Genomic DNA, 24,447 nt, shown 5'->3' with positions numbered 1-24,447 from the left:
TCTGGTAGGACAGGCGCAGACGAGGAGGCGATGTCGATGGCCGACGTGCTGACGCAGGAGCGACGAGGTGGGGTCGCGCTGCTGACCCTGAATCGACCGGAGCAGATGAATGCCCTCAGCGGCGAGCTCGTGGCCGCGCTGGGCGAGGCGCTCGCGAGCTGTCGCGCGGACGCCGACGTGCGCGTCGTCGTCATCACCGGTGGCGGGCGAGCGTTCTGCGCCGGTGCCGACCTTGTCGAGGCCGCGACGATGACGCAGGACTCGACCGCGTTCCGCGAGCTGCTGATGTCCTGGAAGGCGGTGTTCTCGGCGATGGACGCGAGCCCCAAGCCCGTCATCGCGGCCGTCAACGGCCTGGCCCTCGCCGGTGGCCTCGAGCTGGCTCTCTCGGCGGACTTCATGGTCGCGAGCTCGTCGGCCCGGCTCGGGGACGTCCACGCCAACTTCGGCCTCGTGCCGGGAGGCGGCGGTTCCCAGCGCCTCACCGATGCGGTCGGCTCGCGCGCTGCGCGCTGGCTGATGTTCACCGGCGAGACGCTCGACGCCGAGCAGGCCAGGTCCCTCGGGCTCGTGCACGAGGTGTTCGCCGCCGAGACCTTCCTCGACGACGTCTGGGCGATGGCGACGAAGATCGCCTCGCGGAGCGCGACCGGACTGGCCTTCATGAAGCGCATGTCGAGCCCGCGCGGCGTCACCGACGACGGGCTCGACCTCGAGATCAACGCTGCTGCGCACCTGGGTGTCGGACCGGATGCTCGCGAGGGTGTCGCGGCGTTCGGCGAGAAGCGCTCGCCGCGATTCACGTCCGTCGTCCGCTGATCGCCGGCTGCCCGCTTCGCGGAGCGCCCGCAGGCCGATGGGCTCAGCCGGACGTCTCGGGGCCCGCGGGCCTCACGCGAGGTACGTGCGGAGGGCGGTGAGCTGCTCGTCGAGGAGATCTGTCACCGAGCTCGCCGGCTCATCGAGCCACTGCTCGTAGGCCGCGACCGAGACTGCCAGGCTGACGTGGCCGACCAGGCGCGGCAGGTGGTCGCCGGCGGACAGCGACAGCCGCCGGGCGACGTACTCGGCGATGACCCGGCGCCAGGCCTCGTACTTGATCGCCGAGTGCGCCTGCAGGGCCGGGGTCTGCAGGATCAGCCGCATGCGGAAGCGGTGCTGGTCGCGGGCCGACTCGTCGAAGGTGTTGAACGCGACGACGCAGCCGTGCACGGCGTCGGCGAGGGGCGTCGTCGGCGGGACGGCATCGAACTGCCGGCTGAAGTGCGCCAGGCTCTGGTCGAACTGGCCCCACGGGATGTCGTTCTTGGACGGGAAGTAGCGAAACAGCGTGCGCTTGCCGACGCCCACGGCTCGGGCGATGTGGTCCATCGTCGTGTCGTCGAAGCCCTGCTCCTGGAACAGCGCGAACGCAGCCCGTTCGATCGCCGCGTGGTCGGTGACCGAGGGGCGACCGGGAGATCGGGTGGGAGAAGCGGCCATCGCGGGCAAATCTAACATTTCGCCGCGACCCCTTTCTTTATGGCGCGCAATGCCATTAAAGTGCGACGCAGGCCACTTTCTGCCGTGGCCCCCGACCAAGGAGCAGTCATGGACCAGAACCCCACCACCGACGCGACGGCCGCGGACGAGCCTCAGCTGGACGCCTCGGACCTCATCGAAGAGGTCTCGATCGACGGCATGTGCGGCGTCTACTGACATGTTGGACGAGTCCTGGGGCCTGTCGCCCGCGGTCGCCCTGCGGCCCGAGCCCTTCGGGGCCATGGCGTACCACTTCGGCAACCGCAAGCTGACGTTCCTGAAGCGCATGCAGCTCGTCGAGGTCGTCCGTGGCCTCGCCGAGCACCCCGACGTCCGGTCGACCCTCGTCGCGGCCGAGGTGCCCGAGCAGGACTGGCCCGGCTACCTGTCGGCGCTGCGAGGCCTGGCCGAGACCGACATGATCCGCCCGCGCGTGGAAGTGGAAGAAGATGCCGCATGACGATCCTCGAGACCCGTCCAGTCACGCAGCGCCCGCAGAACGGGACGCTGATCGAGCAGTTCGAGCTGGGACTGGACGCCCCGATCTGCCTGACCTGGGAGCTGACCTACGCCTGCAACCTGGAGTGCGCGCACTGCTTGTCGTCCTCGGGGCGAAGGGACCCGCGTGAGCTGAGCACCGCGCAGTGCAAGGCCGTCATCGACGAGCTGCAGCGCATGCAGGTGTTCTACGTCAACATCGGCGGCGGCGAGCCGACGATCCGTCCCGACTTCTGGGAGCTGCTCGACTACGCCGTGTCGCACGACGTGGGCGTCAAGTTCTCGACCAACGGCGTGCGGCTCACCCCCGAGCGGGCGCGATTCCTGGCCTCGACCGACTACGTCGACGTGCAGATATCCCTCGACGGTGCCACGCCCGAGGTCAACGACTACGTGCGTGGTCCCGGCTCGTTCGACACCGCCATCACGGCCCTGGCGAACTTGCAGGACGCCGGCTTCGAGGACGCCAAGATCTCGGTCGTCTGCACTCGCCAGAACATCGGCCAGCTCGACCAGTTCAAGGCCCTGGCCGACCAGTACGGCGCGACGCTGCGGCTCACGCGGCTGCGCCCGTCGGGCCGCGGCGCGGACGTGTGGGACGAGCTGCACCCCCTGCCCGAGCAGCAGCGCGAGCTCTACGACTGGCTCGTCGCCAACGGCGAGAACGTGCTGACGGGCGACTCGTTCTTCCACCTCTCGGCCTTCGGCGTCGCCGACGGCGGGGGAGCGTTGCCCGGGCTCAACCTGTGCGGTGCCGGACGCGTCGTGTGCCTGATCGACCCGATCGGCGACGTCTACGCGTGCCCCTTCGCGATCCACGACAACTTCCTGGCCGGCAACATCCTGGCCGACGGCGGATTCCAGAACGTCTGGCAGATGTCGGAGCTGTTCAACGACCTGCGCTCGCCGCAGACGTCGGGGGCCTGCACGTCGTGCTCGTTCTTCGACGCGTGCCGCGGTGGCTGCATGGCCGCCAAGTTCTTCACCGGCCTGCCGCTCGACGGCCCCGATCCGGAGTGCGTCCGGGGCTTCGGCGAGGACGCTCTGGCCTCGGGAGAGCGGGTGCTGCCCGCGCAGGGCAAGGACCACTCCAAGGCCAACCCCACCCGCAACCAGCCGGTCATGCTCACGCTGAGCCGCCGGGACGACGCTCTCGCGGTCCAGGCCACCAGGCCGCCGGTGTCGGCGTGCGCCGAGAGCCCGCTCGCGGGCTTCACCCTCTGACCTTCCCGACCCCTTGACCCGAAGCGAGAACATCTGATGTCGAAGAACCCCTGGGCCCAGAACCCGTGGTTCGAGTCCGTGGCTGTCGCCCAGCGGCGCGCCAAGAAGCGCTTGCCGTCGTCGGTGTACGGCGCGCTCGTCGCCGGCTCGGAGCGTGGCCAGTCGACCGCCGACAACGAGGCAGCGTTCATGGAGCTGGGATTCGCCCCGCACGTGGCCGGGCACCAGGCGGAGCGCTCGATGGCCACGACCGTCATGGGCCAGGCCGTGTCGCTGCCCGTCATCATCTCGCCGACGGGCGTGCAGGCCGTGCACCCCGAGGGCGAGGTCGCGGTGGCCAGGGCGGCGGCGTCGCGGGGCACCGTGATGAGCCTCAGCAACTTCGCCAGCAAGTCGATCGAGGAGGTCGCGGCCGTCGCGCCCAGCACCTTCTTCCAGATGTACTGGACGGGTGACCGCGACGTCATGATCCAGCGCATGCAGCGTGCGCAGGCCGCCGGTGCCGTGGGCCTCATCGCGACGCTCGACTGGTCGTTCTCGATGGGCCGCGACTGGGGCAGTCCCGAGATCCCCGAGAAGGTCGACTTCAAGACTGCCGTCAAGTTCGCCCCGCAGGTCGTCCGCAAGCCGCGCTGGCTCGCTTCGTTCGCCAGGGACCTGCCCGATCTCACGGCTCCGAACCTCGCCGCCCCGGGCCAGGCCAAGGGCCCGACGTTCTTCGGCGCCTACTACGAGTGGATGAGCACGCCGCCGCCCACGTGGGACGACGTGCAGTGGATGCGCGAGCAGTGGTACCAGCTCAGCGGCAAGCCGTTCATGCTCAAGGGAGTGTGTCGGGTCGACGATGCCCGACGTGCGGTCGACCTGGGCGTCGACGCCATCTCGGTGTCGAACCACGGCGGCAACAACCTCGACGGAACTCCGGCGCCGATCCGCACGCTGCCGGCCGTCGCCGACGCGGTCGGTGACCAGATCGAGGTGCTGCTCGACGGCGGGATCCGCCGCGGCAGCGACGTCGTCAAGGCCGTCGCGATGGGCGCACGCGCCGTCATGATCGGCCGCGCCTACCTGTGGGGACTCGCAGCCAACGGCGAGGCGGGCGTCGGCAACGTCCTCGACATCCTGCGCGGCGGCATCGACTCGTCGTTGCTGGGCATGGGCCTGTCGTCGACCGATCAGCTGAACCGCGACCTGCTCGTCATCCCCGACGGCTTCGAGCGCCGCCTCGGCGCGGCGGCTCCTGTCGCCGTCGCGGAGGACGTCGCCACGGCGACGATCGCGTGAGATGGCGACCCGTCTCGCGGACACGACCTGGGCCGAGGTGAGCGCGGGTCGGCTCGTGCTGGTGCCGGTCGGATCGATCGAGCAGCACGGACCCCACCTTCCTCTGGACACCGACACCGCCATCGCCGTCGCGGTCGCGGACGCTGTGGCCGAGCGACTCGGGGGGCCGGTGGTCGTGGCACCGCCCGTCAACTACGGCTCCAGCGGCGAGCACCAGGGCTTCGCCGGTACCAGCTCGATCGGCACCGAGGTGCTGCAGCAGGTCATCATCGAGCTCGTGCGGTCGATCAGCACCTGGGCCGGCCGCATCGTGTTCGTCAACGCCCACGGGGGCAACGTCGCTGCGCTGTCCAAGGCGGTCTTCCAGATGATCGCGGAGCAGCACGATGTCGCGTGGGTGCCGTGCGCGACGGAGGAGGTCGACCTGCACGCCGGTCTGACCGAGACGTCGCTGATGCTCCACATCCGGCCGGCGTCGGTGCGCCTCGAGCTGGCTGAGGCGGGGGAGACCCGTCCGTTGTCGGAGATCCTTCCGCTCATGATGGCCGGCGGGGTGGGGGCCGTCTCGGCCAACGGTGTCCTGGGCGACCCGGCCGGATCCTCGGCCGGGGCCGGGGCCGAGATACTCGACTCCATGGTCGACGACATCGTTCAGCGGATCATGTTCGGAGAGGCCGATGTGCACGGAGTCCTGGGTCGCGGGCACGCGACGTCGCGGTGACCGATCCGCGGCCATCGTTGCCGGACGGCTTCGTCGTCCGGCTCCATGATCGCGTCGAGGTCGGTGAGTTCCTGGTGTCGGGCACGCAGGTCGTGCGCATCTCGGGCCTGGCGCGCGACCTGCTCGCCGGCCGCGAGATCGAGGTGACCTCTCCGCTGACGGCCCGGCTCGCAGCTCGTCTGCTCGACCTCGACCTCGCCGATCCGGTGCCGGGTGATGACTCCAGCGGATCGGGCGCGGCCGAGGAGGGTCTCGCCGCGGTGACCGTGGTGGTGCCCGTGCGGGACAACCATTCCGGGGTCGACCGCCTGCTGCGACGCCTCGCGGGCGACGTCAGGTGCGTCGTGGTCGATGACGCGTCGCGCGACTCGGCAGCACTCTCGGCGGTCGTCACGCGGCACGGGGCACATCTGCTCAGGCTCGATCACAACGTCGGCCCGGCCGTCGCCCGCAACGTCGGTCGTCGGCAGGTCCGCACGCCCTTGGTCGCCTTCGTCGACTCCGACGTCGACATCGCGCCCGCCGATCTGCAGGCCTTGGTCCGGCACACCGCCGATCCGGGCCTGGCCGTCGTGGCCCCACGGGTCCGGTCAGCCGGGGGCCGCGGTCGTCTCGGTCGTTACGAGGCTTCCTCGGGGTCACTCGACCTCGGTTCCGCGGCGGCGACGGTCCGGCCGTGGTCGGCCGTGGCCTATGTCCCCAGCGCGTGCTTCGTGGCCCGGGTCGATGCGCTGAGCGATGGGTTCGACCCTCTCCTGCGAGCCGGAGAAGACGTCGATCTGGTGTGGCGGCTGATCGGCCAGGGGCACCGCATCCGCTATGCCGCGGAGGTCGAGGTGCGGCACGACGCCCGTACGTCACTGCGCGCCTGGGTGCGGCGCAAGGCCTTCTACGGCACGAGCGCGGCGCAGCTCGCCGCTCGGCACGGCGACCGGGTCGCTCCCGCGGTCATGAGCCCGGTCGCCGCGGTCGCGATCGCCGGCGTGCTCTGGCAACGGCCGTGGTCGCTCGCCGTGGCAACGGCCTGCGCCGGGTGGACGGCCCGTGATGCGTTCACCTCGGTCCCAGACCTGCCCGTCCGCCAGCGTCGCCACCTCGTGACGGCGACTGCCGCTGCGCTGCTGCGGCAGACCTCGGGCCTGGCGCTGAAGCACTGGTCGCCCGTCGCGCTGCTGCTGTGCCTGGGCTCTGCCCGGGCACGCCGGGTCGTGGCGGCGCTGACCGTCGTCGACGGGTTGCTGGCCCACCGGTCGGCTCGTCCCGATCTGGGTCCGGTCACCTTCACAGCGCTGCGCCGGGCCGATGATCTCGCATATGGAGCGGGCGTCTGGTGGGGGGCGATGCGGGCCGGGTCAGCGCGTTGTCTCGTGCCGCGTTGGTTGCCGACAGGTGGTGCTCGCCGGTGAGTCGTGACCGCCGCAACGAGCACGACTACGTCATCGTCGGTGCTGGCGCAGCTGGATGCGTGCTGGCCCATCGCCTGACCCAGGATCCCGGCGTGACGGTGCTGCTCGTCGAGGACGGCGGTCGTGGGCGCAACCCGCTCCTGTCGGTGCCGCGGGCGTTCTTCTTCACCCTGCGATCTGATCGCTACGTCCACCGCTACCCGGCCGATCCTGCGATGGCGGGCGGCCCCGCGGAGGTCTGGACGCGCGGCCGTGGCCTCGGCGGATCCACTCTCGTCAACGGCATGATGTACGTCCGCGGGGCCGCCGCCGACTTCGACGCCCTGGAGTCCGCCGGCAACCCGGGCTGGGGCAGCCGGGCGTTCGCCCGAGCCTACGACGAGATGCAGGGCGGCCCTCTCGCGGTCTCGATCGCGACCCATGGCGACGAGGTCACCGCGGCGCTGCTGGAGGCCGCCGGCAGTCGGGGTCTGCGCCCGACAGCAGACTTCAACGACTCCGACGACGAGCGCATCGGTTTCACGCCTGCCACGATCAGCGGCGGCCGACGGGTCAGCGCCGCATCGGCGTTCCTTGCCCCGGTCCGGTGCCGTCCCAACCTGGCGATCATGACGGGCGCACGCGTCGAGCGCATCCTGCTCGAAGGTCGCCGTGCAGCGGGGGTCGTCGTGCGACACGGGCACGACCGACTCGAGCTGCGAGCCAGCCGTGAGGTGTTGGTCGCCGCGGGCACGGTCGAGAGCCCCGCCCTTCTCGAACGGTCGGGGATCGGTCGAGGCGACGTGCTGCACGAGGCCCGCATCGCCCAGGTCGTCGAGAGCCCCCAGGTCGGTGAGCGAGTCATCGAGCAGCGAGCCGTCAGCATGCAGGTTCGCTTCGACGGTCGCCACGGACCGACCGAGAGGCTCAACTCGCTGCCCAAGCAGGCCATCGCCGGGGCCCGCTACCTCGCGACCCGCAGGGGTCCGATCGCGACGAGCGGCTATGACGTCGTCAGCGCGTTCAGGTCGTCGCCGGACGTGGAGCGGCCAGACGTCCAGGGCGTCTGGGTGCCGATGGCACTGGACGCGACCTCGGAGCAGATGCGCCTCGCTCGATACTCGGGGCTGCTGTTCACGGGCTACGCGCTGCGGCCGACATCGACCGGGTCGGTCCACGTTGCCTCGGCCGACCCCTCGACGCCTCCTGTCGTGTCGCCCCGCTACCTCGACGACGAGGCGGAGCGTGCGGCCACCGGGTCGATTCTCGACCACGCCCGCGAGATCGTGGCAACATCACCGCTGGCCGACTGGGTCCGCGACGAGGTCTTCCCCGGCCCGAGCGTCTCGACCCACGACGAGGTCGTCGCCTACTCGCGCCGTCACGGGAGCGGGATCTACCACGCGGTCGGTTCGTGCGCGATGGGCGCGCGCGACGATGACGTCGTCGACTCGCGGCTCCGTGTGCGCGGAGTCGAAGGGTTGCGGGTCATCGACGCGTCGGTCCTGCCCCATCAGGTCAGCGGCAACTCGGCGGCACCCGTCATGGCCCTGGCCTGGATCGCTGCCGGGCACCTACTGGGCGGAGACTGACCCGAGTGCGCGCGGCGACCGTCAACCTGATCGACCTGATCACCCGGGCCGGCGGTGGCTTCACCGACGCTGAGAAGTCGGGCCCCGCCGTGCCCTCGACGCCCTCGACGCCCTCGAGCTGCCCGCAGGAGGGGTGCTCGCGGTGACTGGCGCGGCCGGAGCCGTCGGCGGGTATGCCGTCCAGCTCGCTGCTGCCGAAGGGCTGCGGATCGTCGCCGAAGCGGCCGATGCCGATGCCGGTGTCGAGCTCGTGCGCGGTCTGGGCGCTGACATCGTGCTGCCTCGTGGCAGGGAGTTCGGGGCGACTACGAGCGAGGTGTTCGTGGGCGCCTCGTGCTCGAGCTCTGATCGAACCGGTCGGCTTGAGCCCGAGGACGAGGTCTCACGACCCCTGGTCGATGGAGACCGCTGCGAGCAGGGTGGAGGCGAAGACCTCGGCGTTCTCGACCATGGGGAAGTGACCGGAGTCGGGGACGGTCAGCTGGCGCGCGTCCGGCACGGTGTCGATGAGCCACTGTGCGGCGCGAGCCGAGAGCGTGGGGTCCTGGTCCCCGATGATCTGGACCAGCGGGACGGCCAGCGTCGCAGCCGCACTGACCTGGTCCGTGTTCAGGATGGTCTTGAGTCCGTCGACACCTGCCCAGACCGGGACTCGCATCGTGAGAGCGAGCAACCACTGCAAGGTCGAGTCGGAGACCGTCGGCAGGACGGTACGCCGTATGTGACCCTCGCGCGAAGCGACCCGGTCGGCCAGCTCGGCAGCGATCACCGGTCCCTCGACGCTCGCTGCAGGGGCACCGAACGGAAGCCCGGGGACCTTGGAGGCGGCCACGCCGTTGGAGCCGACCAGCACCAGGCGCTCCAGCAGGTCGGGACGTTCGGCGGCGACTCGAAAGGCCGTGAGTCCGCCGATCGACCACCCGACGAGCACGATCTTCTCGAGCTCCAGCGACTCGATCACCGCGATGACGTCTGCCGCCAGGCGTTCGACGCCGTAGCCGGTCAGCGGCTTCGACGATGCGCCATGTCCGCGCAGGTCGAGCGCGACAGCTCGCCGGCCGTGGGTGGCGAGCTCGTGAACCTGGCGGTCCCACAGCTCGTGGCCGAGCGCCCAGCCGTGAAGGAACACGACAGGTCGTCCGTGTCCCACGTCCTGCACGAACAGCGAGACGCCGTCCTCGACCTCGATGTGGTGCTCGGTCATGTCAGTTCTCCTCGATGGGTGGGACCCGGGACCGGTCGCGGACCGAAGGTCGGTGGGCGGTGTTCTCGGAAGGCGGCCACTGCGGCCGGATAGTCCGGCAGGGCCTGGAGGCGTTGCTGAACCTCGCGTTCGAAGACCATGTGGTCGGCGAGGTCGCGGGTCCACGACGTGGCGAGCGCTGCCTTGACGGCACCGAGGCTGCTGCTGCGGGCGGCGAGGGCGGTGGCCAGCTCGAGGGCCCGGTCGAGGCTGCTGGTCGTCTCGGCCACCGCGGTGGCGATGCCCCACGCGTGTGCCGTGGCGGCATCGACTCGCTCGTCGAGCATGCAGATCTGGGCCGCGCGAGCTGCGCCGACCGTGCGGGGCAGGAGCCACGTCAGTCCGGCATCGGGGATCAGGCCGATGCCCGCGAAGGGAACGTAGACGAAGGCGTCCGAGGCCATGACGCGAAAGTCGCAGGCCAGCGCGATCGACGCTCCGGCACCCACGGCGAACCCGTCGATGGCCGCGACGATGGGCACGCCCAGGCCGACCATCGTCGTGATCAACGGCTCGTAGTGGTCTCGCAGCACGCGTTCGGCTCCCAACGACTCGCCGCGCAGGTCAGCGCCCGAGGAGAAGAAGCCGCCAGCGCCCGTCAACACCACCGCTCGGGTCTCGGGCTCGCCGTCGGCGATCTGCATGGCCTCGCGCACGCGGTCCAGGAGGTCGGCGGTCAGTGCATTGCGTCGCTCCGGGCGATTCATGGTGAGGAGCGTGACGGGTCCCCGCCGGGTGTGATGCAGCAAGTCCGAGGTGCTGACCATGGCTGTGCCTCCGCTTCGGCGACGCCATCGGGTCGGCGTCGATCACATTTAAGCATCTGCGTGTCTCACAATGAGTACTTGACTCGCGACCGAGCCCCACATATTCTGCGACAACTGATCTCACTAATGACGAGGGTGTTGGGCACATGGATCTAGATCTCACTCCGGAGCAGGTGAAGCTCCAGGCCACCGCCGAAGAAGTGGGTCGGTCGTTCCGCGACGATGCACGCGACTGGGACGAGAGCGACGAGGCCCCGTACCGGCACATCTTCGACCGGGTCGCCGAGGCTGGTCTGCTCGCGGTCGCCATCCCGCGGGAGCACGGGGGGCTCGGGGGCGGAGCGCTCGAGTACCTGATCACGGTCGAGGCCCTGTTCAGGATGTCCCAGTCGTGGTTGCCGGCAGAGCCGGTGTTCGCCACCAGCGGGCCCGGCCCCTCGATGCTCCTGATCGGCAAGCAGGAGGCGCGTGATCGGTACCTCCCCGACATCGTGTCGGGCCGCCGGGCGTGCAACATCGCCCTGACCGAGCCCGGGGCCGGGTCGGCGCTCACCGATCTGGTCACGACGGCCGAGCGCGATGGCGACGAGTTCGTCCTCAACGGCACGAAGAGCTTCGTCACCGGTTCGAACGTCAACGACCTGAACGCGACGTTCGTCAGGTTCGACGGCGTGCCGGGAGCCAAGGGAATCGGCGCGGTGATGGTCGACGCCAAGCTGCCCGGCGTGACGGTGGAGCGTGGCCCCCGGTTCCTGGGCGATCGAGGCATCGCCCACGGCAACCTCATCCTCGAGGACGTCCGGGTCGGCGTCGACGACCTGATCTGCGCTCCGGGAGAGTTCGGTCGGCTGATGACCGCGTTCAACCTCGAGCGTCTGCACAACTGCGGGTTCTGGCTCGGCTTCAGCGAGGCGGCCTACGACGAGGCCTCGAGCTACGTGCTCCAGCGCGAGCAGTTCGGCAAGCCGCTCGTCGCGTTCCAGGTGGTCCATCACGCTTTGGCCGACATGTGGGTGCAGATCGAGGCCTTGCGGCTCCTCGCCTACCGCGCTGCGGCCACCGCCGTCGAGGGCAGGTTCCCCCGGTTGGCAGAGGTGACGCAGGCCAAGCTCTTCGGGGCCACGGTCGGTCCGCAGATCACGCTCAAGGCGCTCGAGCTGCACGGCGGGCTCGGAGTCACCACGGACTTCGCGATCCAGCGCATCCACCGTGATGCCGTCACGAACGTCGTGGCCGGGGGAGCGCCCGCGGTTCTCCGCACCGGGGTCGCCTCGGGCCTGTTCCCGGGAGTCCGCTTCGGTCAGCACTGACCCGTCGACGACCACTGCCGGGCGGGCATGTCCAGATACCGGCGCGGAGGGCTACGATGACCCGACCGATCGCCGGCACCGGCCAGGGAGGCAAGCCGACCGATGATGCACACCAGCGAGGCTGACGGGCGGCGTTCGCGAACGCGGCTGATCGCCGCGTTCCGGGACGCGAGCCTCGATGCCGAGTCCGGGCTGCTCCTGCACCGGGTCGTCGAGCTGGCCGCGTGCACGGTGGCCGAGCTGAGGATCCACTTCGCAGGAGTCGACGAGCTGGCAGTCGCCGCGCTCGTCGAGGAGTTCGACACCGGGTCGACGATCTACTTCACCGCCCGGGTCGAGAACCGGCTGACGGGTACGCAGCTCAGCGAGCAGGCCATGGCCTACGTGTTGGGTTTCATCGGCGAGCGGCGTCCTGTCTACCGCCAGATCCTGACCGGCGGCAGCCGATCCGCTGTCGCGGCAGAGGAGGCCCTGGCCGAGCGCGCCCGCGAGTACCTGCGCGCTCAGCGGGAGTCGGCTCATCCCGAGGTGGCGTCGCGGATGTTCGCGGCCGGGGTCATGGCGATCATCCGGTGGTGGTTGGCCGACGACGCGCCGATGAGCACCGAGGATCTCGCCCGCGAGATCAGCCGAGCGGTTCCCCCCGACTTCACGCACTGAGCTGGGTCGTCGAGCCCGATCTCACGCGCCGCCCGGTCGATCGACCGGCCACGTCATCGTGATCGGTTCGAACAGCTCTCCTGCCGGATACACCATGTTGAACATCGTCGCGCCCCGAGCGGTGAGCCGAACGGTGTCGGCCCGCATGATCTCGACGCCGGGCTGCTGATCCCATCGGGTGACATCGAAGGTGACCAGGGGCACGAGCATCTGGTGGGTCTCGTCGAAGGTGTCGGCGACCGACACGGTGCCCACGCCGCCGCGCAGCGTCACGCACGGATCGGCCAGACGTACGAAGAGCAGGCCTCCGTGTCCGCCATACCGGAGGTCTCCGACGAATCCGAGCGATCGGTCTGCCGCCTCGGGAACATCCTCGTGACGGTCCGCCGCCGCCCAGAGGAACTCGCCGTCAGGGGTGTGCGTCACGCCGTCCGTCGTGCTCACTCGGCCGTCGGGCAGACGCGCGACGTAGTCGAGAAAGCTGCGCTTCACCGCCCAGCGCAGACCTGGTGGGACAGCTTCCTGCGGTTCACCTGCATGTGTGGATGTAGTCATGGTGTGTCCATGGTCGAGCATCATAGGGACGCCCTTGGCGCGCGCCCGCAGGTGGCGGGGTCAGGAGCCGATCGCGCGACGCAAGGCCTCACGAGCTGAAGTTCGCGGGCTTTCGAAACAGCGGCGAGGCGTCGTCGAGGCGGGCCTCTCCCGCGGCCGGCTCGTCGCCGAGCAGCTCGTCCAGGCGGTGGCGTGCCTCGTGGAGGCGGGCGGCGTAGTCGTCGCGCTCCTGCACGAGCCGGGCGCGCTCCGCGGCCGCGGTGTTCGTGCTCTGGGACGGCATGTGGTTCACAGCCGGCGAGCCGCTGCCGGAGGGCGTGGACAGCCGATCGGCGAGCTCGCTCACGATGGCTTTGGCGAGTCGCTCATAGTCGATCAGGGCCACAGGCGCGCCAGCTGACGGGTCGCTGCTGTGCACGGGGACCAGCGCGCTGGCCGAGTCGGCGAGCCCCTCGACGCGGTAGGTTCGCTTGCCCACGATGGTCCGCTCGAGCTCCCCGTCCCGGTCCATGGCGGCGAGCATCTGGATGAAGGCGACCGCAGAACCCTGGTAGTCGACGGCCTGGCGCAGAACTCGCGTGGCGTGGCCGGACGGGTCCTCGACCGGTCCGTGGCTGCGCAAGTACTCCTTGATGCGGCTCCTGGCCGTTGCGTCCCTGTGCATGGTGTGAACATCCCGACGTCGGTGTGCAGGTACGAGAGCGGGCTCATCGGTGCCTGACCACTCGTACGAGCTCTCGCTGAAGAGCCTTGTCAAGTAGATATCACACTCATGGTGCTATGTACCAAATCGATCATTAGGGACCGAAGGGCGTCGACGCTGCAGACCGGCGGTCAGAGAGGGTGCGGAAGCCTCGTCGACCGTGGGGTGGAGGACGTCGTCGACGAAGCACCACATCGTTGGAACATCGCCGCAAGCTGGAGGAGGTGCTCGGACGAGCCGTCGAACTCGACAGCGGCGTCGAGGTGACCCGGCATCTCGCGCACCGACGGTCCGCGGTCGGCCAGGCGCCGCGCGGTCTCCCACACGAGCTCGCGCCACTCGATCTGGTTCACCACATCGGCGGGGGGCTCGGGGATCAGCGCTGCCGCCCGGCGTGCGAGGTCGATCATCGATGGGGGCTGCCTCGTGCTCACGTTCGTTACCTCTCCGTGTTGCCTGCGTCACATCAGACCGTACGGACCCGATCAGCTGCCGTCAAGTGACGCCATTGACAAAAGGGTCACGATGCTCGGGTGCCGCGGGGTCAGTAGAGTGCGACAACCATGGACAACAGGGTGGAGAAGGTCTCCGACGCGGTCGAGCGCCTCGCGGTCAGCCTTGCCGAGAGCGGTGCGGTCCCCGTACCCGAGCTGATCCGGGCCCTCGAGCGCGCGGCGGAACGACTGCGCAGCCCGAACAACTCCGTCGAGGTGCCCGCAGACCTGGTGTCCCAGGCCGACGCCGCGCGCTCGGTCGGGGTGAGTCGACAGGCAGTCAACCAGTGGGCGAGGAAGGGTCTCGTCAGCACGTATCCAGGGGTGCGCAACCGAGCACAGGTCTCTCTCGCCGAAGTGGCGATAGCCGCCCACCAGCGGACGCCACCACACTTCGGCGCGGATCGGCGCCACGAGCTGATGCAGTTCCTCGAGCTCACCAAGGATCCGTCGGTCGCGAGACTTGCCGACGATCTGGATCAGCTCCTCGACGTCGACGTCCCGCTGCGCCCCGAGGAACCGCACGTCCTGCGGGAGTTCGTCGTCGCAGCGATGGACGCGGGCAACCGGCACAAGGAGCTCTCGGCGGAGGGCGAGCGGCTTCTGGCAGAGCTGGAACCCAGATTCCGCCTCGACGTCGACACCTCGTTCGGCCAGCTGGTCACCTCGCTGGGTCTGGTCGTCACCTCGGCCCATGGCCACTCTGGCTTCGACTCTGCGTCATCCGTCGTGCTCGGCCTGCTGGGTGCTGCCACGGTCGGCACCCAGCACCTCAGAGACGGGTCCGCCGTGGCGAGCGGGATCGCCCACGCTGCGCGAGAGGTGTGGGGTGACGACTGGCCGGGACGGCTCCACGAAGCGGCGTATCGCATCGGCATGACGAGCCCGGCACCGCTGGTGCGCTTCACCGAGTCGATGACGCATCTCGACGCGCACCGGTTCCTGCGCCAGGCGCAGCCGACCGGCGTGAGCATCTCGTACTCGCGTCGACCGGGTCCGCTCCTGCCCGAGTGGTTCCACGGGTCGAACGTGTACTGCGACGTCACACGGGGACGACGGTTGACGCCGACCTGGGCCTTCGAGGCCAGCGACGCCGAGGCGCTGGCAAGCTCGCCGGGCGGTGCGCTGACCAATCCGTTCCGGGTCTTCGCGTACGAGCACGCGCTGCTCGACTCATCGGTGCACGGTGTCCGTCGGTACTGCTTCTCGGCCACCGATGCGCGAGCGGCCATGAGATCGGTGCGATCGCACCTGGGCGCCGACGAGTACGAGACGTATCTGCGGACGTCCGTCGAGACCCTGGCGACCACCCTCGCGGTCCCGCACGTGGAGCTGGCGGTCGTCGAGGATGACGACGCGTTCGACTGGTGGAAGGACCACATCATCCGCGCTTCCGAGCACGAGGTTCTCCTCGGCCTGCACGACCCGGGGCTCCGTGGGGTCGCGCACTCGCTGCTCGTCCAGACCAGTGCCTTGCCGGCCGTGGTGGAGGCCGCGGACAACGCGTTGCGCGACCGTCTGCGCATCTACGTCAAGAATCTCGAGTTCGACGTGATCGATGCCCGCTACCGCGACGATCTGCGCCGCGGAAGGGCGAGGATCATCAAGGCCGGCGGCGTGGCCCTGACCATCGCCGAGGCGTCGGCACTCGCGGAGGCCGAGATCGAGGCCTGCCTCCGCTGAGACGCAGTGTCAGCGCGGAGCGTGAGCGGTGGCGAGCATCTCCGAGACCCGCACGAAGGTCACCCGCGGTCGATCGGCCGCACGCCCTCGCGACCGCTCGGCGGCATCGATGCGAAGCCACGCGTCCTTGTCGACCGTTGCCGGCTGGCGCTCCGCGACGAGAGCAGCCAGCTCGGCCTGATCGCCCTGCGGCTCGTGCAGTCGGCCGGCGACGTAGTCGGCCCACAGCGCCTCCGTGGTCTCGGCCGAATCGACCTTGTTGGTGCCGATGCCCCCGGACGGGCCACGCTTGATCCACCCCGAGCAGTAGACCCCCGCGTGTGCCGTGCCGGTCTCGGGGTCCGTGACGCGACCACGCTCATTGGCCACCGTCCCACGACCCTCGTCGTACGGCAGACCGCTGAAGGGAAGTCCTCGGTAGCCCGCCGCACGCAGCACGAGCCCGGTCTCCAGCGTCTCGGGGCTGCCGTCGGCCCTGCTGAAGGTGATGGACCGGACACGCCCGTTGCCGTCGTCGTCGATGGAGGTCGGCGTGAGCCCGTACCGCAGGACGATCCGCCGGTTGCCCTCGGACGGAGTGCGGTCCGATGCGGCACGGAGGACGTCGTGGCGCCACAGCGCGGTCTCCTCAGACCCCGTGAGCTCGTCGGGGGAGACCAGGAGGTCGACACCCTCGATCCGGGCGAGCGCTCGGAGCTCGCCCGTGCTGTACGCGGCGTGCGCCGGCCCCCTGCGAGCCGCGACCACGACCTCACGCACCGCGCTGTGCCGGAGTGCTTCGATCGCGTGATCGGCCATGTCGGTCCGGGTGAAGTGCTCGGGGTCACGGGCCAGCACCCTCGCCACGTCGAGCGCGACGTTGCCGTTGCCGATCACGACAGCTCGTGCGGTGTCGAAGTCATAGGTGTCGTCGGCATGATCCGGGCTGCCGTTGTACCAACCGACGAGCTCCCGCGCCGAGTGCGATCCGGCGAGGGTCTCGCCCGGGACGTGGATCCGTCCGTCGCTCGTGGCTCCCGTCGCTATCACCACCGCGTGGTGATACCGCAGCAGCTCGTCGACCGAGACGTGCGCGCCGACCTCGACGTTGAAGAAGCACTCCACGTGTGGCCGCAGCAGGACGTCGCGGAACCGCTCGACGATGCGCTTGGTCGACGGATGGTCTGGTGCCACGCCCGCGCGAGCGAGACCGAATGGCACGGGCAGGCGTTCGAAGAGGGACACCGAGGCGCCGCGGATCTGGGAGATCTCGTCGGCGAGGTAGCAGGCAGCCGGCCCGGATCCGATGACGGCGACGCGCAGTGGCTCGCGATCGGCCGGTGGTTTGCGGTAGACGTCGGGCTCGGGCATGTTGTCGGTGATCGGGTGATCGACGAAGTACTCGGCGTTGAGCTCGAGCAGATGACTCAGGTCTGCGGGCAGCAGGTAGTCGGCCTGCACGGCGTCGATGGGGCATGCGTCGAGGCACGCTCCGCAGTCGATGCACGACTCGGGATCGACGTACAGCTGCTCGGCGGTCGTGAAGTCGGCGTCTCCGGGACGGGGACGGATGCACTGGACCGGGCACACGGTGATGCAGGAGCCGTCGTTGCAGCAGTCGTGGGTGATGACGTGCGTCATGGGTGTCTCCGTCTGTGCGCCGCTCCCCGGCTGAGAGTTTTGATACGGCCAGCATCATTATACTGTTCGACAACATCATTAGGATCACAACTAGTGGTCCATGTCGAGCTGAGGAGACAGTCGTGAAGTTTGTCGTGAACCTGGACCTGTGCGAGAGCTACGGCATCTGCGCCTTCACGACACCAGATCAGTTCGAGCTTCGCGACGACGGTCAGCTGGTCTTCAGGGACGAGGCGGAATCCGAGTATGTATCGCCTGATCTGGATCCCGATGCGGCGCGTGGAGCGCAGACGGCTGCCGATGCGTGCCCCCTGCAGGCGATCCGCATGGTCTCGTGAAGCCACGCGGTCGGGCGGTGCGTGGCGGGGGCGTTCGACCACTCGATTCTGATGCCAATTGTGGTTGACAGTAATTTTGAGACGGCTAGTATAAGTAGTGTGCGTCACAGTCGAGCCGCCCGGCTCGGTCATCGACGCCCCGCCGGCCGAGCCTGCCAAGGAGCACGCTGTGAAGATCGACCTCCTCGACCCCACCAACTACAGCTACACCCAGCCGTACGACCAGTTCCGCTGGCTGCGCGAGAACGACCCTGTCCATTGGCACGACGAGCCGAACGGCAAGGGATTCTGGGCCCTGACGCGCCATGCGCATGTCAAGGAGATGGAGACCAAGTCCGACGTCTTCGCCAACGAGCCCACCATCGTCATCAACGACGACATGGTCTTCGGCGACGAGAACCACAAGCACCTGTTGTTCGAGGACCCGCCGGGCCACACCCAGCACCGGCGGTTCTTCACCGTCGAGCTCCAGCCCATCCCGGTGCGGTCGCAGCGCGAGCACCTCGACGAGCTCGTGACCGGGGTGATCGACGGCGTGATCGAGCGCGGTGAGTGCGACCTGGTCGAGGACCTGTCGGGGCCGCTGGCCAGCTTCGTCATCGCCGACGTCATGGGCATCACCCGCGACGAGGCGCAGCGACTCTTCCCGGCAGCCGAGATCCTCGTGCGCGGCATCAGCATCACCGACGGTCCGGGAGCGGAGGCGGCCGCGATCGTGTTCGAGGCGGCGCACCGCGCATTCGTCGACCGCAAGGGCAACCCGACCGATGACTGGATGGGACGCATGGCCAACGGTGGGTGGGACGGGCACGAGGATGTCGACGAGCTCCAGTTCACGCTCGACTTCCTGTTGATGGTCAATGGCGGCAGCGACACGACGCGCAACCTGGTGGCCACGGGCATGTGGGAGCTGATCAAGGCGCCGTCCGTCTACGCCGAGCTGGTCGCGGACCCCTCGCTGATCCCCCAGGCGGTCGAGGAGATGCTGCGCTTCAACCCGCCGATCGTGTACCAGCGTCGTACCGCGACCAGCGACTATGAGCTCGGCGGGAAGACGATCCGCAAGGGCGACAAGGTCGTCGGCTTCTACGGCGCCGCGAACCGCGACCCCGAGGTCTTCGCGGACCCCGACGTCTTCGACATCCGGCGCTCGCCCAATCCACATCTGGCCTTCGGGTCCGGGCGTCACCTGTGCGCAGGCGTCCACCTGGCGCGGCTCGAGCTCGCGATCATGTTCCGCGAGCTGATCCGTCGCATCCCCGACATGGAGCTGGCCGGCCCGGTCGGCTGGTACGACTACCCCGACGTGCCGGCAGGAACAGGCCCGACGAGCATGCCCATCAGGTTCACGCCCGGTGTGCGCGAGGGGAGCCAGGCAGCATCCGTGCCTGCCTGAGACAACGGCAGTCCCGCCGTCCCGACAGCTTCATCAGACAACACCGACGTCGCGTGATCGCACCGTCGTCATCCCCCCCGCCGCCGCGAACCGCCCGGCACCACCGAAGGAGAACACCATGCAGACACGAGCCGCCATCATCCGTGAGTCCCCCGGCAAGTTCGAGATCGCGACCCTCGAGCTCGACGCTCCCCGCCACGGTGAGCTGTTGGTCAAGATGGTCGCCGCGGGGCTGTGCCACTCTGACGACCACATGCAGACCGGCGACATGCCCCCGGGGCACATGCCCATCATCACGGGTCACGAGGGCGGTGGCATCGTCGAGGAGGTCGGCCCGGGCACGGAGGGCTTCGAGGTGGGCGACCACGTCATCTTCTCGTTCATCCCGAGCTGTGGCGAGTGCCGTTTCTGCGCCATGGGCCTGACGAACCTCTGCAACATCGGTGCCTTCTTGATGTTCGGCTCGCGGCTCGACGACCCCGAAGACTTCCGGTTGAAGCTGCCCGACGGCACGGGAGTCGGTCAGAGCTGCTCGATCGGCACGCTCTCGGAGTACACGGTCGTCTCCACCCACTCGGCGATCAAGGTCGACAAGGACCTCCCGCTCGACAAGCTGTGCCTGCTCGGCTGCGGCGTCGGCACCGGGCTCGGGTCCGCCTTCAACGGGGCCGAGGTCAAGGCCGGTGACGTCGTCATCGTGATGGGTGCCGGTGGCATCGGCTCGAACGCCGTGCAGGGCGCCAAGATCGCGGGAGCCACCACGGTCATCGTCGTCGACCCGGTCAAGTTCAAGCGGGACAACGCGCTGACCATGGGCGCCACCCACGTTTACGACAACATCGCCGAGGCCACGGCCTACGCCCAGTCGATCACCAACGGGCAGGGTGCCGACTCCGCCATCGTCAGCATCGGCGTCGTCCACGGGGAGCACATCGCCGATGCCTTCGCCGCCATCCGCAAGGGCGGCACGGTCGTCGTCACCGGCATTATGCCGTTCGGTGAGGTCGGCATCCCGATCAGCGCGATGGAGCTGACGCTCCTGCAGAAGCGGATCCAGGGCGTTCTCTTCGGCGCGTGCAACCCGCGTGCCGATATCCCCCGACAGATCGAGATGTACCGCGCCGGTCAGCTCAAGCTCGACGAGCTCGTGACGACGAAGTACCGCCTCGACGACGTCCACCGCGCCTACGAGGACCTCAACGCCGGGGTCAACATCCGCGGCGTCATCACGTTCGACTGAGCACCCTGCCCCTCACCCCTTCAAGAACCGGAGACACGACATGAGCACGACGGCGAACGAGACGGAACTCGGCAGGCCTCAGTTCTTCATCAACAACGAGTGGGTCGCCCCGGCCGGCGGCGAACTTCACGATGCGATCGATGCGGCCACCGAGGAGGTCATCGCAGTGGCCGCGATGGCCACCGAAGCCGACATGGACGCTGCGGTCCGGGCCGCCCGGGACGCCTTCGACCGCGGGCCCTGGCCCCGGATGACGCTCCAGGAGCGTTCGGCTGCGCTCCACCGGTTCGCTGACGAGCTGGAGAAGAGGTCGGACTTCACCGCTCAGCTCGTGACCCGCGAGATCGGTACCACGATCGGCATGTCGACGATCCTGAACGGCCAGGCACCGGCCATGCAGATCCGCTACTACGCCGACCTGGTGCTGGACGTCGAGCTCGAGAAGGTCCAGCCGAGCATGTTCGGCTCGACGATCGTGCGCAAGGAGCCGCTGGGCGTGGCCGCCGTCATCGTCCCGTGGAACTACCCGCACTCGATCGCGATGTTCAACGTCGCACCCGCGCTGGCGGCGGGTTGCACGGTCGTGCTCAAGCCCTCTCCCGAGACGGCTCTCGACTCCTACGTCCTGGCTGACGCGGCGCGCGACGCCGGTCTCCCGGCCGGCGTGCTCAACATCGTCCTCGGTGGACGCGAGGCAGGTGCGGCGCTGGTGAGCCACCCGGGTGTCGACAAGGTCGCGTTCACCGGTTCGACCGAGGCAGGCCGCAAGGTCGGCGAGGCGGCTGGCCGAGGACTGAAGCACGTCATCCTCGAGCTCGGCGGCAAGTCCGCATCGATCGTGCTGGAGGACGCCAGCATGGAGACGTTCTACGCCGGTATCGGTGCATCGTCGTTCATGAACAACTCCCAGACGTGCACGACCGCGTCGCGCGTCCTCGCACCGCGGTCGCGCTACGACGACGTCGTCGAGACGCTGAAGACGTGGTGCACCGATCAGGTGATCGGCGATCCCTTCGACCCGGCCGTCACGATGGGGCCGATGGCGAGCAAGCATCACCTGGCCCGGATCAACGAGCACATCGAGGCGGCCAGGCAGACCAGCGCCCGCCTGATCACGGGAGGTGGGCGTCCCGCCGGACTCGACCGCGGGTGGTACGTCGAGCCGACCATCTTCGCCGACGTCGACAACGGCGACCGGCTGGCGCGCGAGGAGGTCTTCGGACCCGTCATCGCCGTGATCCCCTACGACGACGAGGTCGAGGCTCTGCGCCTCGCCAACGACAGCGACTTCGGCCTCGGAGGTGTCGTGTGGAGCGCTGATGAGCAGCACGCCATCGAGGTGGCCCGGCAGATCCGGACGGGAGCGGTCGGCATCAACTACTGGGGACTCGACATGAACGCCCCCTTCGGCGGCGTGAAGGCGAGCGGCGTGGGTCGTGAGCTCGGTTCGGTCGGCCTCGACAACTACTTCGAGTACAAGTCGATCTATGCGAGTGCTGACCTGCTGAACGGCTGAGGCCAGCCGATGCCGCGCGGTGTGATGCCGCGCGGCAGCGAATGCCTGGCTTGTCGGCCCAACCTTCACGACTCGAACGGGAGCACGCATGTCACCCAAGGATCAGATCGAGACCATCGAGAGCTTCCTGCGGCTGGTCAACTCGGGCGACATGGTGTCCGCCTCGGAGCTGATCCATCCCGACTTCGACCTCGTGGAGCAGCCGGGGCTTCCCTACGCCGGTGAGTATCACGGACGGGACGGATTTCTCGGGCTCATGGAGGCAGCCGGCCGCACGTGGACGCGGTGGGTCGACGCGCCCTATCCCTACGAGCTGGCCGTCGAGGGCAACCGCGTGTTCAAGGAGGTCCGCTTCACGGCGACGGCGGCGGCCACGGGTGTCGAGATCGAGATGGACTTCATGGAGGTCTTCGAGCTCGAGGACGGTCTCATCCGCCGGGTTCGTGCCTACTACTGGGATCCAGAAGGCATTCGCGCGGCGACCTCGCCGGCCCCGATCTGACGGCACGGCCCACGACAGCAAGCCCCACGACAGCAAGCCCCACGAAAGGACACCACCATGATCAAGATGATCGTCCTGATCAAGCGCAACCCCGCGTTGACCCGCGAGGAGTTCGACGAGCACTGGCGCCACGTCCATGCGCGGCTGGTCCGTGAGCTGCCCGAGGTCTCGTCGTGCATGCAGCGCTACGTCCAGAACTACATGATCGCCGGGGCGGAGCAGGCGTCCGACGAGTTCGGTGACGTGGGTCTGCCGACCGACGATCTCGACTTCGACGGCATCATGGAGGCGCACTTCGCATCGATGGACGACATGACGCGGATGACCTCCAGCGAGTCGTACCTCAGCTTCATCAGACCCGACGAGGAGCATCTGGTGGATGCCGCGAGGTCGAAGGTGTATCTCACCGAGGAGTACGTCGTGGTCGACTCCGACAGGCGCCCACCTGGCGAGGCAGCGGCGCACGGCCACGAGGAGGCGGTCTGAGATGTCCAGGGTCAAGCTGTTCGGGGCGATCCCGCGTCGTCCGGGAATGTCCGCTCGTGAGTTCCACGACCACTACCGGTACCCCCACGGGACCATCGGCATGACCATCTCGTCGATGCGCGACTACGTGCAGAGCCACCAGATCCACAGCGAGCTGATCGACGACCGCCAGACGAGGTTCGAGGGCTGCTCCGAGATCTGGTTCGACAGTCTCGACGACGCGCTGAACGTGCGGACCGACCCGATCTACATCGCCCACATCGGTCCGGACGAGCCGCAGCTCGCGGAGGTGGAGCACCTGGCCTTCGTGATCGCCGAGGAGGAGGTGCTCAAGTCGGGCCCGGATCACCGTGAGCCGCTCCCCGCCGCCGAGGCGGCGTGGGACGAACGACGGTTGCCGACGACGATCAAGCTGTTGCAGTTCATCGAGCAGAGCGGTGACCAGCCGTGGGACCGAGAGGACGACTTCGAGCTGGGCGAACGGCTGGGGGCTCTGCGCCACGTGCGGTGCCGTCCCGTTCCGGGCACCACTGAAGGAGCCTTCGCCGTCGGCGTCCGCGAGCTGTGGTGGGGGAGCGAGTACGACCTGGAGCAGAAGGTCGCCCGTGACCCGTCCGCCTGGCACGAGCTCATCGACCGGCCACAGCAGTGGGTCGGCTACGTCGCGCGCGCCGAACGGTTCGCGTGAGGCCGAGCGTCTCCCCCCGGGTGCCGCTCGCGATCTACCGGTAGAGGTCCGACGGATCGGACTCGACGATGCCGGGCGCCTTCGTCATGCGCAGCACGTAGTGCTCATCGCGCCGGATCTCCTCGCTGCGCTCGTCCATCGCCTCGAGGTCGCTGTGCACGCGGACGACCCGTCCACTCATGCCGTCGGCGGCACCGAGGACCAGCCGCACGACGAAGTCGCCGACGGCCGCGGCCGGTGTGTATCCGTCCTCAGGCAGATCTGTCGCCTCGGGGGTCCACCGCGCGGCCTGGTCGGATGCCGCACTGTCGAGCAGAAGCGTCGTCTTGACCATGGCCGGGTCGAGCGTGAACGCGGTGACACCGTGCTCGGCGACTTCTGTGGCCAGCACCTCCGTCATCGTGTGCACGGCGGCCTTCGCCGCGGAGTAGGCCGAGCGGTAGGCCTTGGGTTGGTAGCCGAAGTAGCTTCCGACGTTGACGATGCACCCCGAGCCGCGCTCGACCATGGACGGGAGCACCGCGTGCGAGAACAGGAAGGCCGACTGCAGGTTCACCGCGATCTCGCTCCACCACGTCTCGGGCGGTGACAGCCAGAGCGGACCGATGTTCTCGGGGAAGCGCCCCCCGGCCGCGTTGACCAGGACGTCGACGGGTCCGAGTCGGTCGGCGATGAGGGCCGCGGCGCGGGCCACTGCCGCGGCGTCGGTCGCGTCCACCGCCACGGCGATGGCCGTGCCTCCGGTCGAGGTGATGCGAGCCGCCACCTCGTCGATCTGCTGCTCCGAGCGGGCCACGACCGCGACGCAGAAGCCAGCGCCGGCCAACGCCTCGGCGGTCGCCGCACCGATGCCGCGCCCACCTCCCGTGACGACGGCGACCGGCCGGTTGATGGTGGCGAGATCGATCATGAGTACATCCTTCGGTGGTGAGCAGGTATCGCCCCGACGCGCTGCGGACGGGGCGGCGGGCGTTGCCCGGTGTCGGCCTGGTGTCGTTCGGGCGGCTGGTGTCGTTCGGGC

General features: G+C 69.0%; 27 protein-coding genes. 19 read left to right on the top strand and 8 right to left on the bottom strand.

Translation table 11 applies throughout. The features are described 5' to 3' along the window. Positions 1-36 precede the first annotated feature (36 nt). Complete coding sequence (locus JOF40_RS02860) at positions 37-819, top strand: enoyl-CoA hydratase/isomerase family protein (RefSeq protein ID WP_188111652.1); 783 nt, start codon at positions 37-39, stop codon at positions 817-819. 72 nt (positions 820-891) lie between these two features. On the opposite strand, the gene mftR is transcribed toward JOF40_RS02860, so the two are convergent. Continuing rightward, positions 892-1,482: a mycofactocin system transcriptional regulator MftR gene (mftR, locus tag JOF40_RS02855; RefSeq protein ID WP_129179928.1), complete on the bottom strand. Its 591-nt coding sequence runs from the start codon at positions 1,480-1,482 to the stop codon at positions 892-894. Between the two features lie 108 nt (positions 1,483-1,590). On the opposite strand from mftR, the gene mftA reads away from it, so the two are divergent. The 8 genes from mftA to JOF40_RS02815 are packed head-to-tail and all read left to right on the top strand — an operon-like array spanning position 1,591 to position 8,371. Then, positions 1,591-1,698, top strand: a complete 108-nt coding sequence (gene mftA / locus JOF40_RS02850) for a mycofactocin precursor MftA (protein WP_129179926.1) — start codon at positions 1,591-1,593, stop codon at positions 1,696-1,698. A gap of 1 nt (position 1,699) precedes the next feature. Next, the gene (gene mftB / locus JOF40_RS02845; protein ID WP_129179923.1) at positions 1,700-1,981 is read left to right on the top strand and encodes a mycofactocin biosynthesis chaperone MftB; all 282 of its coding nucleotides are present in this window, start codon (positions 1,700-1,702) and stop codon (positions 1,979-1,981) included. Beyond that, positions 1,978-3,243 carry a mycofactocin radical SAM maturase gene (gene mftC / locus JOF40_RS02840; RefSeq protein WP_129179921.1) on the top strand — a complete coding sequence of 422 codons (1,266 nt, stop codon included), beginning with the start codon at positions 1,978-1,980 and terminating at the stop codon, positions 3,241-3,243. The genes mftB and mftC overlap by 4 nt, the downstream gene beginning before the upstream one ends. A 36-nt stretch (positions 3,244-3,279) precedes the next feature. Then, positions 3,280-4,527, top strand: a complete 1,248-nt coding sequence (mftD, locus tag JOF40_RS02835) for a pre-mycofactocin synthase MftD (protein WP_129179919.1) — start codon at positions 3,280-3,282, stop codon at positions 4,525-4,527. A gap of 1 nt (position 4,528) precedes the next feature. Beyond that, on the top strand, positions 4,529-5,248 hold the full coding sequence (gene mftE, locus JOF40_RS02830; protein WP_129179917.1) for a mycofactocin biosynthesis peptidyl-dipeptidase MftE: 720 nt from the start codon (positions 4,529-4,531) through the stop codon (positions 5,246-5,248). Beyond that, on the top strand, positions 5,245-6,654 hold the full coding sequence (mftF, locus tag JOF40_RS02825) for a mycofactocin biosynthesis glycosyltransferase MftF (RefSeq protein ID WP_188111651.1): 1,410 nt from the start codon (positions 5,245-5,247) through the stop codon (positions 6,652-6,654). Before mftE ends, mftF begins: the two co-directional genes overlap by 4 nt. Beyond that, complete coding sequence (locus tag JOF40_RS02820) at positions 6,651-8,225, top strand: GMC family oxidoreductase (RefSeq protein WP_129179913.1); 1,575 nt, start codon at positions 6,651-6,653, stop codon at positions 8,223-8,225. The genes mftF and JOF40_RS02820 overlap by 4 nt, the downstream gene beginning before the upstream one ends. 5 nt (positions 8,226-8,230) lie before the next feature. After that, positions 8,231-8,371 carry a hypothetical protein gene (locus JOF40_RS02815; protein WP_188111650.1) on the top strand — a complete coding sequence of 47 codons (141 nt, stop codon included), beginning with the start codon at positions 8,231-8,233 and terminating at the stop codon, positions 8,369-8,371. A gap of 236 nt (positions 8,372-8,607) precedes the next feature. Here the strand turns inward: JOF40_RS02815 and JOF40_RS02810 are convergent, their stop codons facing one another. Together JOF40_RS02810 and JOF40_RS02805 are read right to left on the bottom strand one after the other, a co-directional pair. Further along, entirely contained in the window at positions 8,608-9,429 is an 822-nt protein-coding gene (locus tag JOF40_RS02810; protein ID WP_129179911.1) for an alpha/beta fold hydrolase, read from the bottom strand. Beyond that, on the bottom strand, positions 9,426-10,235 hold the full coding sequence (locus JOF40_RS02805; protein WP_129179909.1) for an enoyl-CoA hydratase/isomerase family protein: 810 nt from the start codon (positions 10,233-10,235) through the stop codon (positions 9,426-9,428). The genes JOF40_RS02810 and JOF40_RS02805 overlap by 4 nt, the downstream gene beginning before the upstream one ends. Before the next feature lie 146 nt (positions 10,236-10,381). Between JOF40_RS02805 and JOF40_RS02800 the strand changes: the two genes are divergently transcribed. Both JOF40_RS02800 and JOF40_RS02795 read left to right on the top strand, forming a co-directional pair. Continuing rightward, positions 10,382-11,545, top strand: a complete 1,164-nt coding sequence (locus JOF40_RS02800; RefSeq protein WP_129179907.1) for an acyl-CoA dehydrogenase family protein — start codon at positions 10,382-10,384, stop codon at positions 11,543-11,545. A gap of 105 nt (positions 11,546-11,650) precedes the next feature. Then, the gene (locus JOF40_RS02795) at positions 11,651-12,205 is read left to right on the top strand and encodes a TetR family transcriptional regulator C-terminal domain-containing protein (protein WP_149712864.1); all 555 of its coding nucleotides are present in this window, start codon (positions 11,651-11,653) and stop codon (positions 12,203-12,205) included. 21 nt (positions 12,206-12,226) lie between these two features. Here the strand turns inward: JOF40_RS02795 and JOF40_RS02790 are convergent, their stop codons facing one another. From JOF40_RS02790 to JOF40_RS02780, 3 genes are all read right to left on the bottom strand, one after another. Continuing rightward, positions 12,227-12,784: an HtaA domain-containing protein gene (locus JOF40_RS02790; RefSeq protein WP_129179903.1), complete on the bottom strand. Its 558-nt coding sequence runs from the start codon at positions 12,782-12,784 to the stop codon at positions 12,227-12,229. A 64-nt stretch (positions 12,785-12,848) separates the two neighbouring features. Next, positions 12,849-13,424, bottom strand: a complete 576-nt coding sequence (locus tag JOF40_RS02785) for a hypothetical protein (RefSeq protein ID WP_129179901.1) — start codon at positions 13,422-13,424, stop codon at positions 12,849-12,851. 170 nt (positions 13,425-13,594) lie between these two features. Next, positions 13,595-13,873 carry a hypothetical protein gene (locus JOF40_RS02780; RefSeq protein ID WP_129179899.1) on the bottom strand — a complete coding sequence of 93 codons (279 nt, stop codon included), beginning with the start codon at positions 13,871-13,873 and terminating at the stop codon, positions 13,595-13,597. 153 nt (positions 13,874-14,026) lie between these two features. On the opposite strand from JOF40_RS02780, the gene JOF40_RS02775 reads away from it, so the two are divergent. Continuing rightward, complete coding sequence (locus JOF40_RS02775) at positions 14,027-15,640, top strand: hypothetical protein (protein WP_129179897.1); 1,614 nt, start codon at positions 14,027-14,029, stop codon at positions 15,638-15,640. Positions 15,641-15,649: 9 nt separating this feature from the next. Here JOF40_RS02775 and JOF40_RS02770 read toward each other — a convergent pair whose 3' ends face one another. Continuing rightward, complete coding sequence (locus JOF40_RS02770; RefSeq protein ID WP_129179895.1) at positions 15,650-17,260, bottom strand: FAD-dependent oxidoreductase; 1,611 nt, start codon at positions 17,258-17,260, stop codon at positions 15,650-15,652. Between the two features lie 122 nt (positions 17,261-17,382). Here JOF40_RS02770 and JOF40_RS02765 point away from each other — a divergent pair, with 122 nt between their 5' ends. From JOF40_RS02765 to JOF40_RS02735, 7 genes are all read left to right on the top strand, one after another. Further along, complete coding sequence (locus JOF40_RS02765) at positions 17,383-17,598, top strand: ferredoxin (RefSeq protein WP_129179893.1); 216 nt, start codon at positions 17,383-17,385, stop codon at positions 17,596-17,598. Between the two features lie 169 nt (positions 17,599-17,767). Further along, positions 17,768-18,994, top strand: coding sequence for a cytochrome P450 (locus JOF40_RS20145; RefSeq protein WP_129179891.1), 1,227 nt, complete (start codon positions 17,768-17,770; stop codon positions 18,992-18,994). A gap of 118 nt (positions 18,995-19,112) precedes the next feature. Beyond that, positions 19,113-20,234, top strand: coding sequence for an NDMA-dependent alcohol dehydrogenase (locus tag JOF40_RS02755; protein WP_129179888.1), 1,122 nt, complete (start codon positions 19,113-19,115; stop codon positions 20,232-20,234). A gap of 40 nt (positions 20,235-20,274) precedes the next feature. Beyond that, positions 20,275-21,750, top strand: coding sequence for an aldehyde dehydrogenase (locus tag JOF40_RS02750; RefSeq protein WP_129179886.1), 1,476 nt, complete (start codon positions 20,275-20,277; stop codon positions 21,748-21,750). A gap of 88 nt (positions 21,751-21,838) precedes the next feature. Beyond that, positions 21,839-22,252, top strand: coding sequence for a nuclear transport factor 2 family protein (locus tag JOF40_RS02745; protein ID WP_129179884.1), 414 nt, complete (start codon positions 21,839-21,841; stop codon positions 22,250-22,252). Between the two features lie 57 nt (positions 22,253-22,309). Further along, positions 22,310-22,738, top strand: coding sequence for an EthD domain-containing protein (locus JOF40_RS02740; RefSeq protein WP_129179882.1), 429 nt, complete (start codon positions 22,310-22,312; stop codon positions 22,736-22,738). 1 nt (position 22,739) lies between these two features. Further along, positions 22,740-23,426, top strand: coding sequence for an EthD domain-containing protein (locus JOF40_RS02735; RefSeq protein ID WP_188111647.1), 687 nt, complete (start codon positions 22,740-22,742; stop codon positions 23,424-23,426). 34 nt (positions 23,427-23,460) lie between these two features. Here the strand turns inward: JOF40_RS02735 and JOF40_RS02730 are convergent, their stop codons facing one another. Continuing rightward, entirely contained in the window at positions 23,461-24,336 is an 876-nt protein-coding gene (locus tag JOF40_RS02730) for an SDR family NAD(P)-dependent oxidoreductase (protein ID WP_129179878.1), read from the bottom strand. Positions 24,337-24,447: the final 111 nt, after the last annotated feature.

It is taken from the genome of Aeromicrobium fastidiosum (assembly GCF_017876595.1).
Taxonomy (GTDB): Bacteria; Actinomycetota; Actinomycetes; order Propionibacteriales; family Nocardioidaceae; genus Aeromicrobium; species Aeromicrobium fastidiosum.
This window is presented reverse-complemented; position numbering and strand designations above follow the sequence as displayed.

Bases quoted from the DNA above. Each gene is read 5' to 3' on its own strand.
- JOF40_RS02805 (WP_129179909.1), bottom strand. From the start codon at position 10,235: ATGGTCAGCACCTCGGACTTGCTGCATCACACCCGGCGGGGACCCGTC.
- mftR (WP_129179928.1), bottom strand. From the start codon at position 1,482: ATGGCCGCTTCTCCCACCCGATCTCCCGGTCGCCCCTCGGTCACCGAC.
- JOF40_RS02750 (WP_129179886.1), top strand. From the start codon at position 20,275: ATGAGCACGACGGCGAACGAGACGGAACTCGGCAGGCCTCAGTTCTTC.
- JOF40_RS02730 (WP_129179878.1), bottom strand. From the start codon at position 24,336: ATGATCGATCTCGCCACCATCAACCGGCCGGTCGCCGTCGTCACGGGA.
- JOF40_RS02735 (WP_188111647.1), top strand. From the start codon at position 22,740: ATGTCCAGGGTCAAGCTGTTCGGGGCGATCCCGCGTCGTCCGGGAATG.
- JOF40_RS02770 (WP_129179895.1), bottom strand. From the start codon at position 17,260: ATGACGCACGTCATCACCCACGACTGCTGCAACGACGGCTCCTGCATC.
- mftC (WP_129179921.1), top strand. From the start codon at position 1,978: ATGACGATCCTCGAGACCCGTCCAGTCACGCAGCGCCCGCAGAACGGG.
- JOF40_RS02800 (WP_129179907.1), top strand. From the start codon at position 10,382: ATGGATCTAGATCTCACTCCGGAGCAGGTGAAGCTCCAGGCCACCGCC.
- JOF40_RS02810 (WP_129179911.1), bottom strand. From the start codon at position 9,429: ATGACCGAGCACCACATCGAGGTCGAGGACGGCGTCTCGCTGTTCGTG.
- JOF40_RS02785 (WP_129179901.1), bottom strand. From the start codon at position 13,424: ATGCACAGGGACGCAACGGCCAGGAGCCGCATCAAGGAGTACTTGCGC.
- JOF40_RS02860 (WP_188111652.1), top strand. From the start codon at position 37: ATGGCCGACGTGCTGACGCAGGAGCGACGAGGTGGGGTCGCGCTGCTG.
- JOF40_RS02775 (WP_129179897.1), top strand. From the start codon at position 14,027: ATGGACAACAGGGTGGAGAAGGTCTCCGACGCGGTCGAGCGCCTCGCG.
- JOF40_RS02795 (WP_149712864.1), top strand. From the start codon at position 11,651: ATGCACACCAGCGAGGCTGACGGGCGGCGTTCGCGAACGCGGCTGATC.
- JOF40_RS02755 (WP_129179888.1), top strand. From the start codon at position 19,113: ATGCAGACACGAGCCGCCATCATCCGTGAGTCCCCCGGCAAGTTCGAG.
- mftD (WP_129179919.1), top strand. From the start codon at position 3,280: ATGTCGAAGAACCCCTGGGCCCAGAACCCGTGGTTCGAGTCCGTGGCT.
- mftB (WP_129179923.1), top strand. From the start codon at position 1,700: ATGTTGGACGAGTCCTGGGGCCTGTCGCCCGCGGTCGCCCTGCGGCCC.
- JOF40_RS02780 (WP_129179899.1), bottom strand. From the start codon at position 13,873: ATGATCGACCTCGCACGCCGGGCGGCAGCGCTGATCCCCGAGCCCCCC.
- JOF40_RS02740 (WP_129179882.1), top strand. From the start codon at position 22,310: ATGATCAAGATGATCGTCCTGATCAAGCGCAACCCCGCGTTGACCCGC.
- JOF40_RS02790 (WP_129179903.1), bottom strand. From the start codon at position 12,784: ATGATGCTCGACCATGGACACACCATGACTACATCCACACATGCAGGT.
- mftA (WP_129179926.1), top strand. From the start codon at position 1,591: ATGGACCAGAACCCCACCACCGACGCGACGGCCGCGGACGAGCCTCAG.
- mftE (WP_129179917.1), top strand. From the start codon at position 4,529: ATGGCGACCCGTCTCGCGGACACGACCTGGGCCGAGGTGAGCGCGGGT.
- JOF40_RS02745 (WP_129179884.1), top strand. From the start codon at position 21,839: ATGTCACCCAAGGATCAGATCGAGACCATCGAGAGCTTCCTGCGGCTG.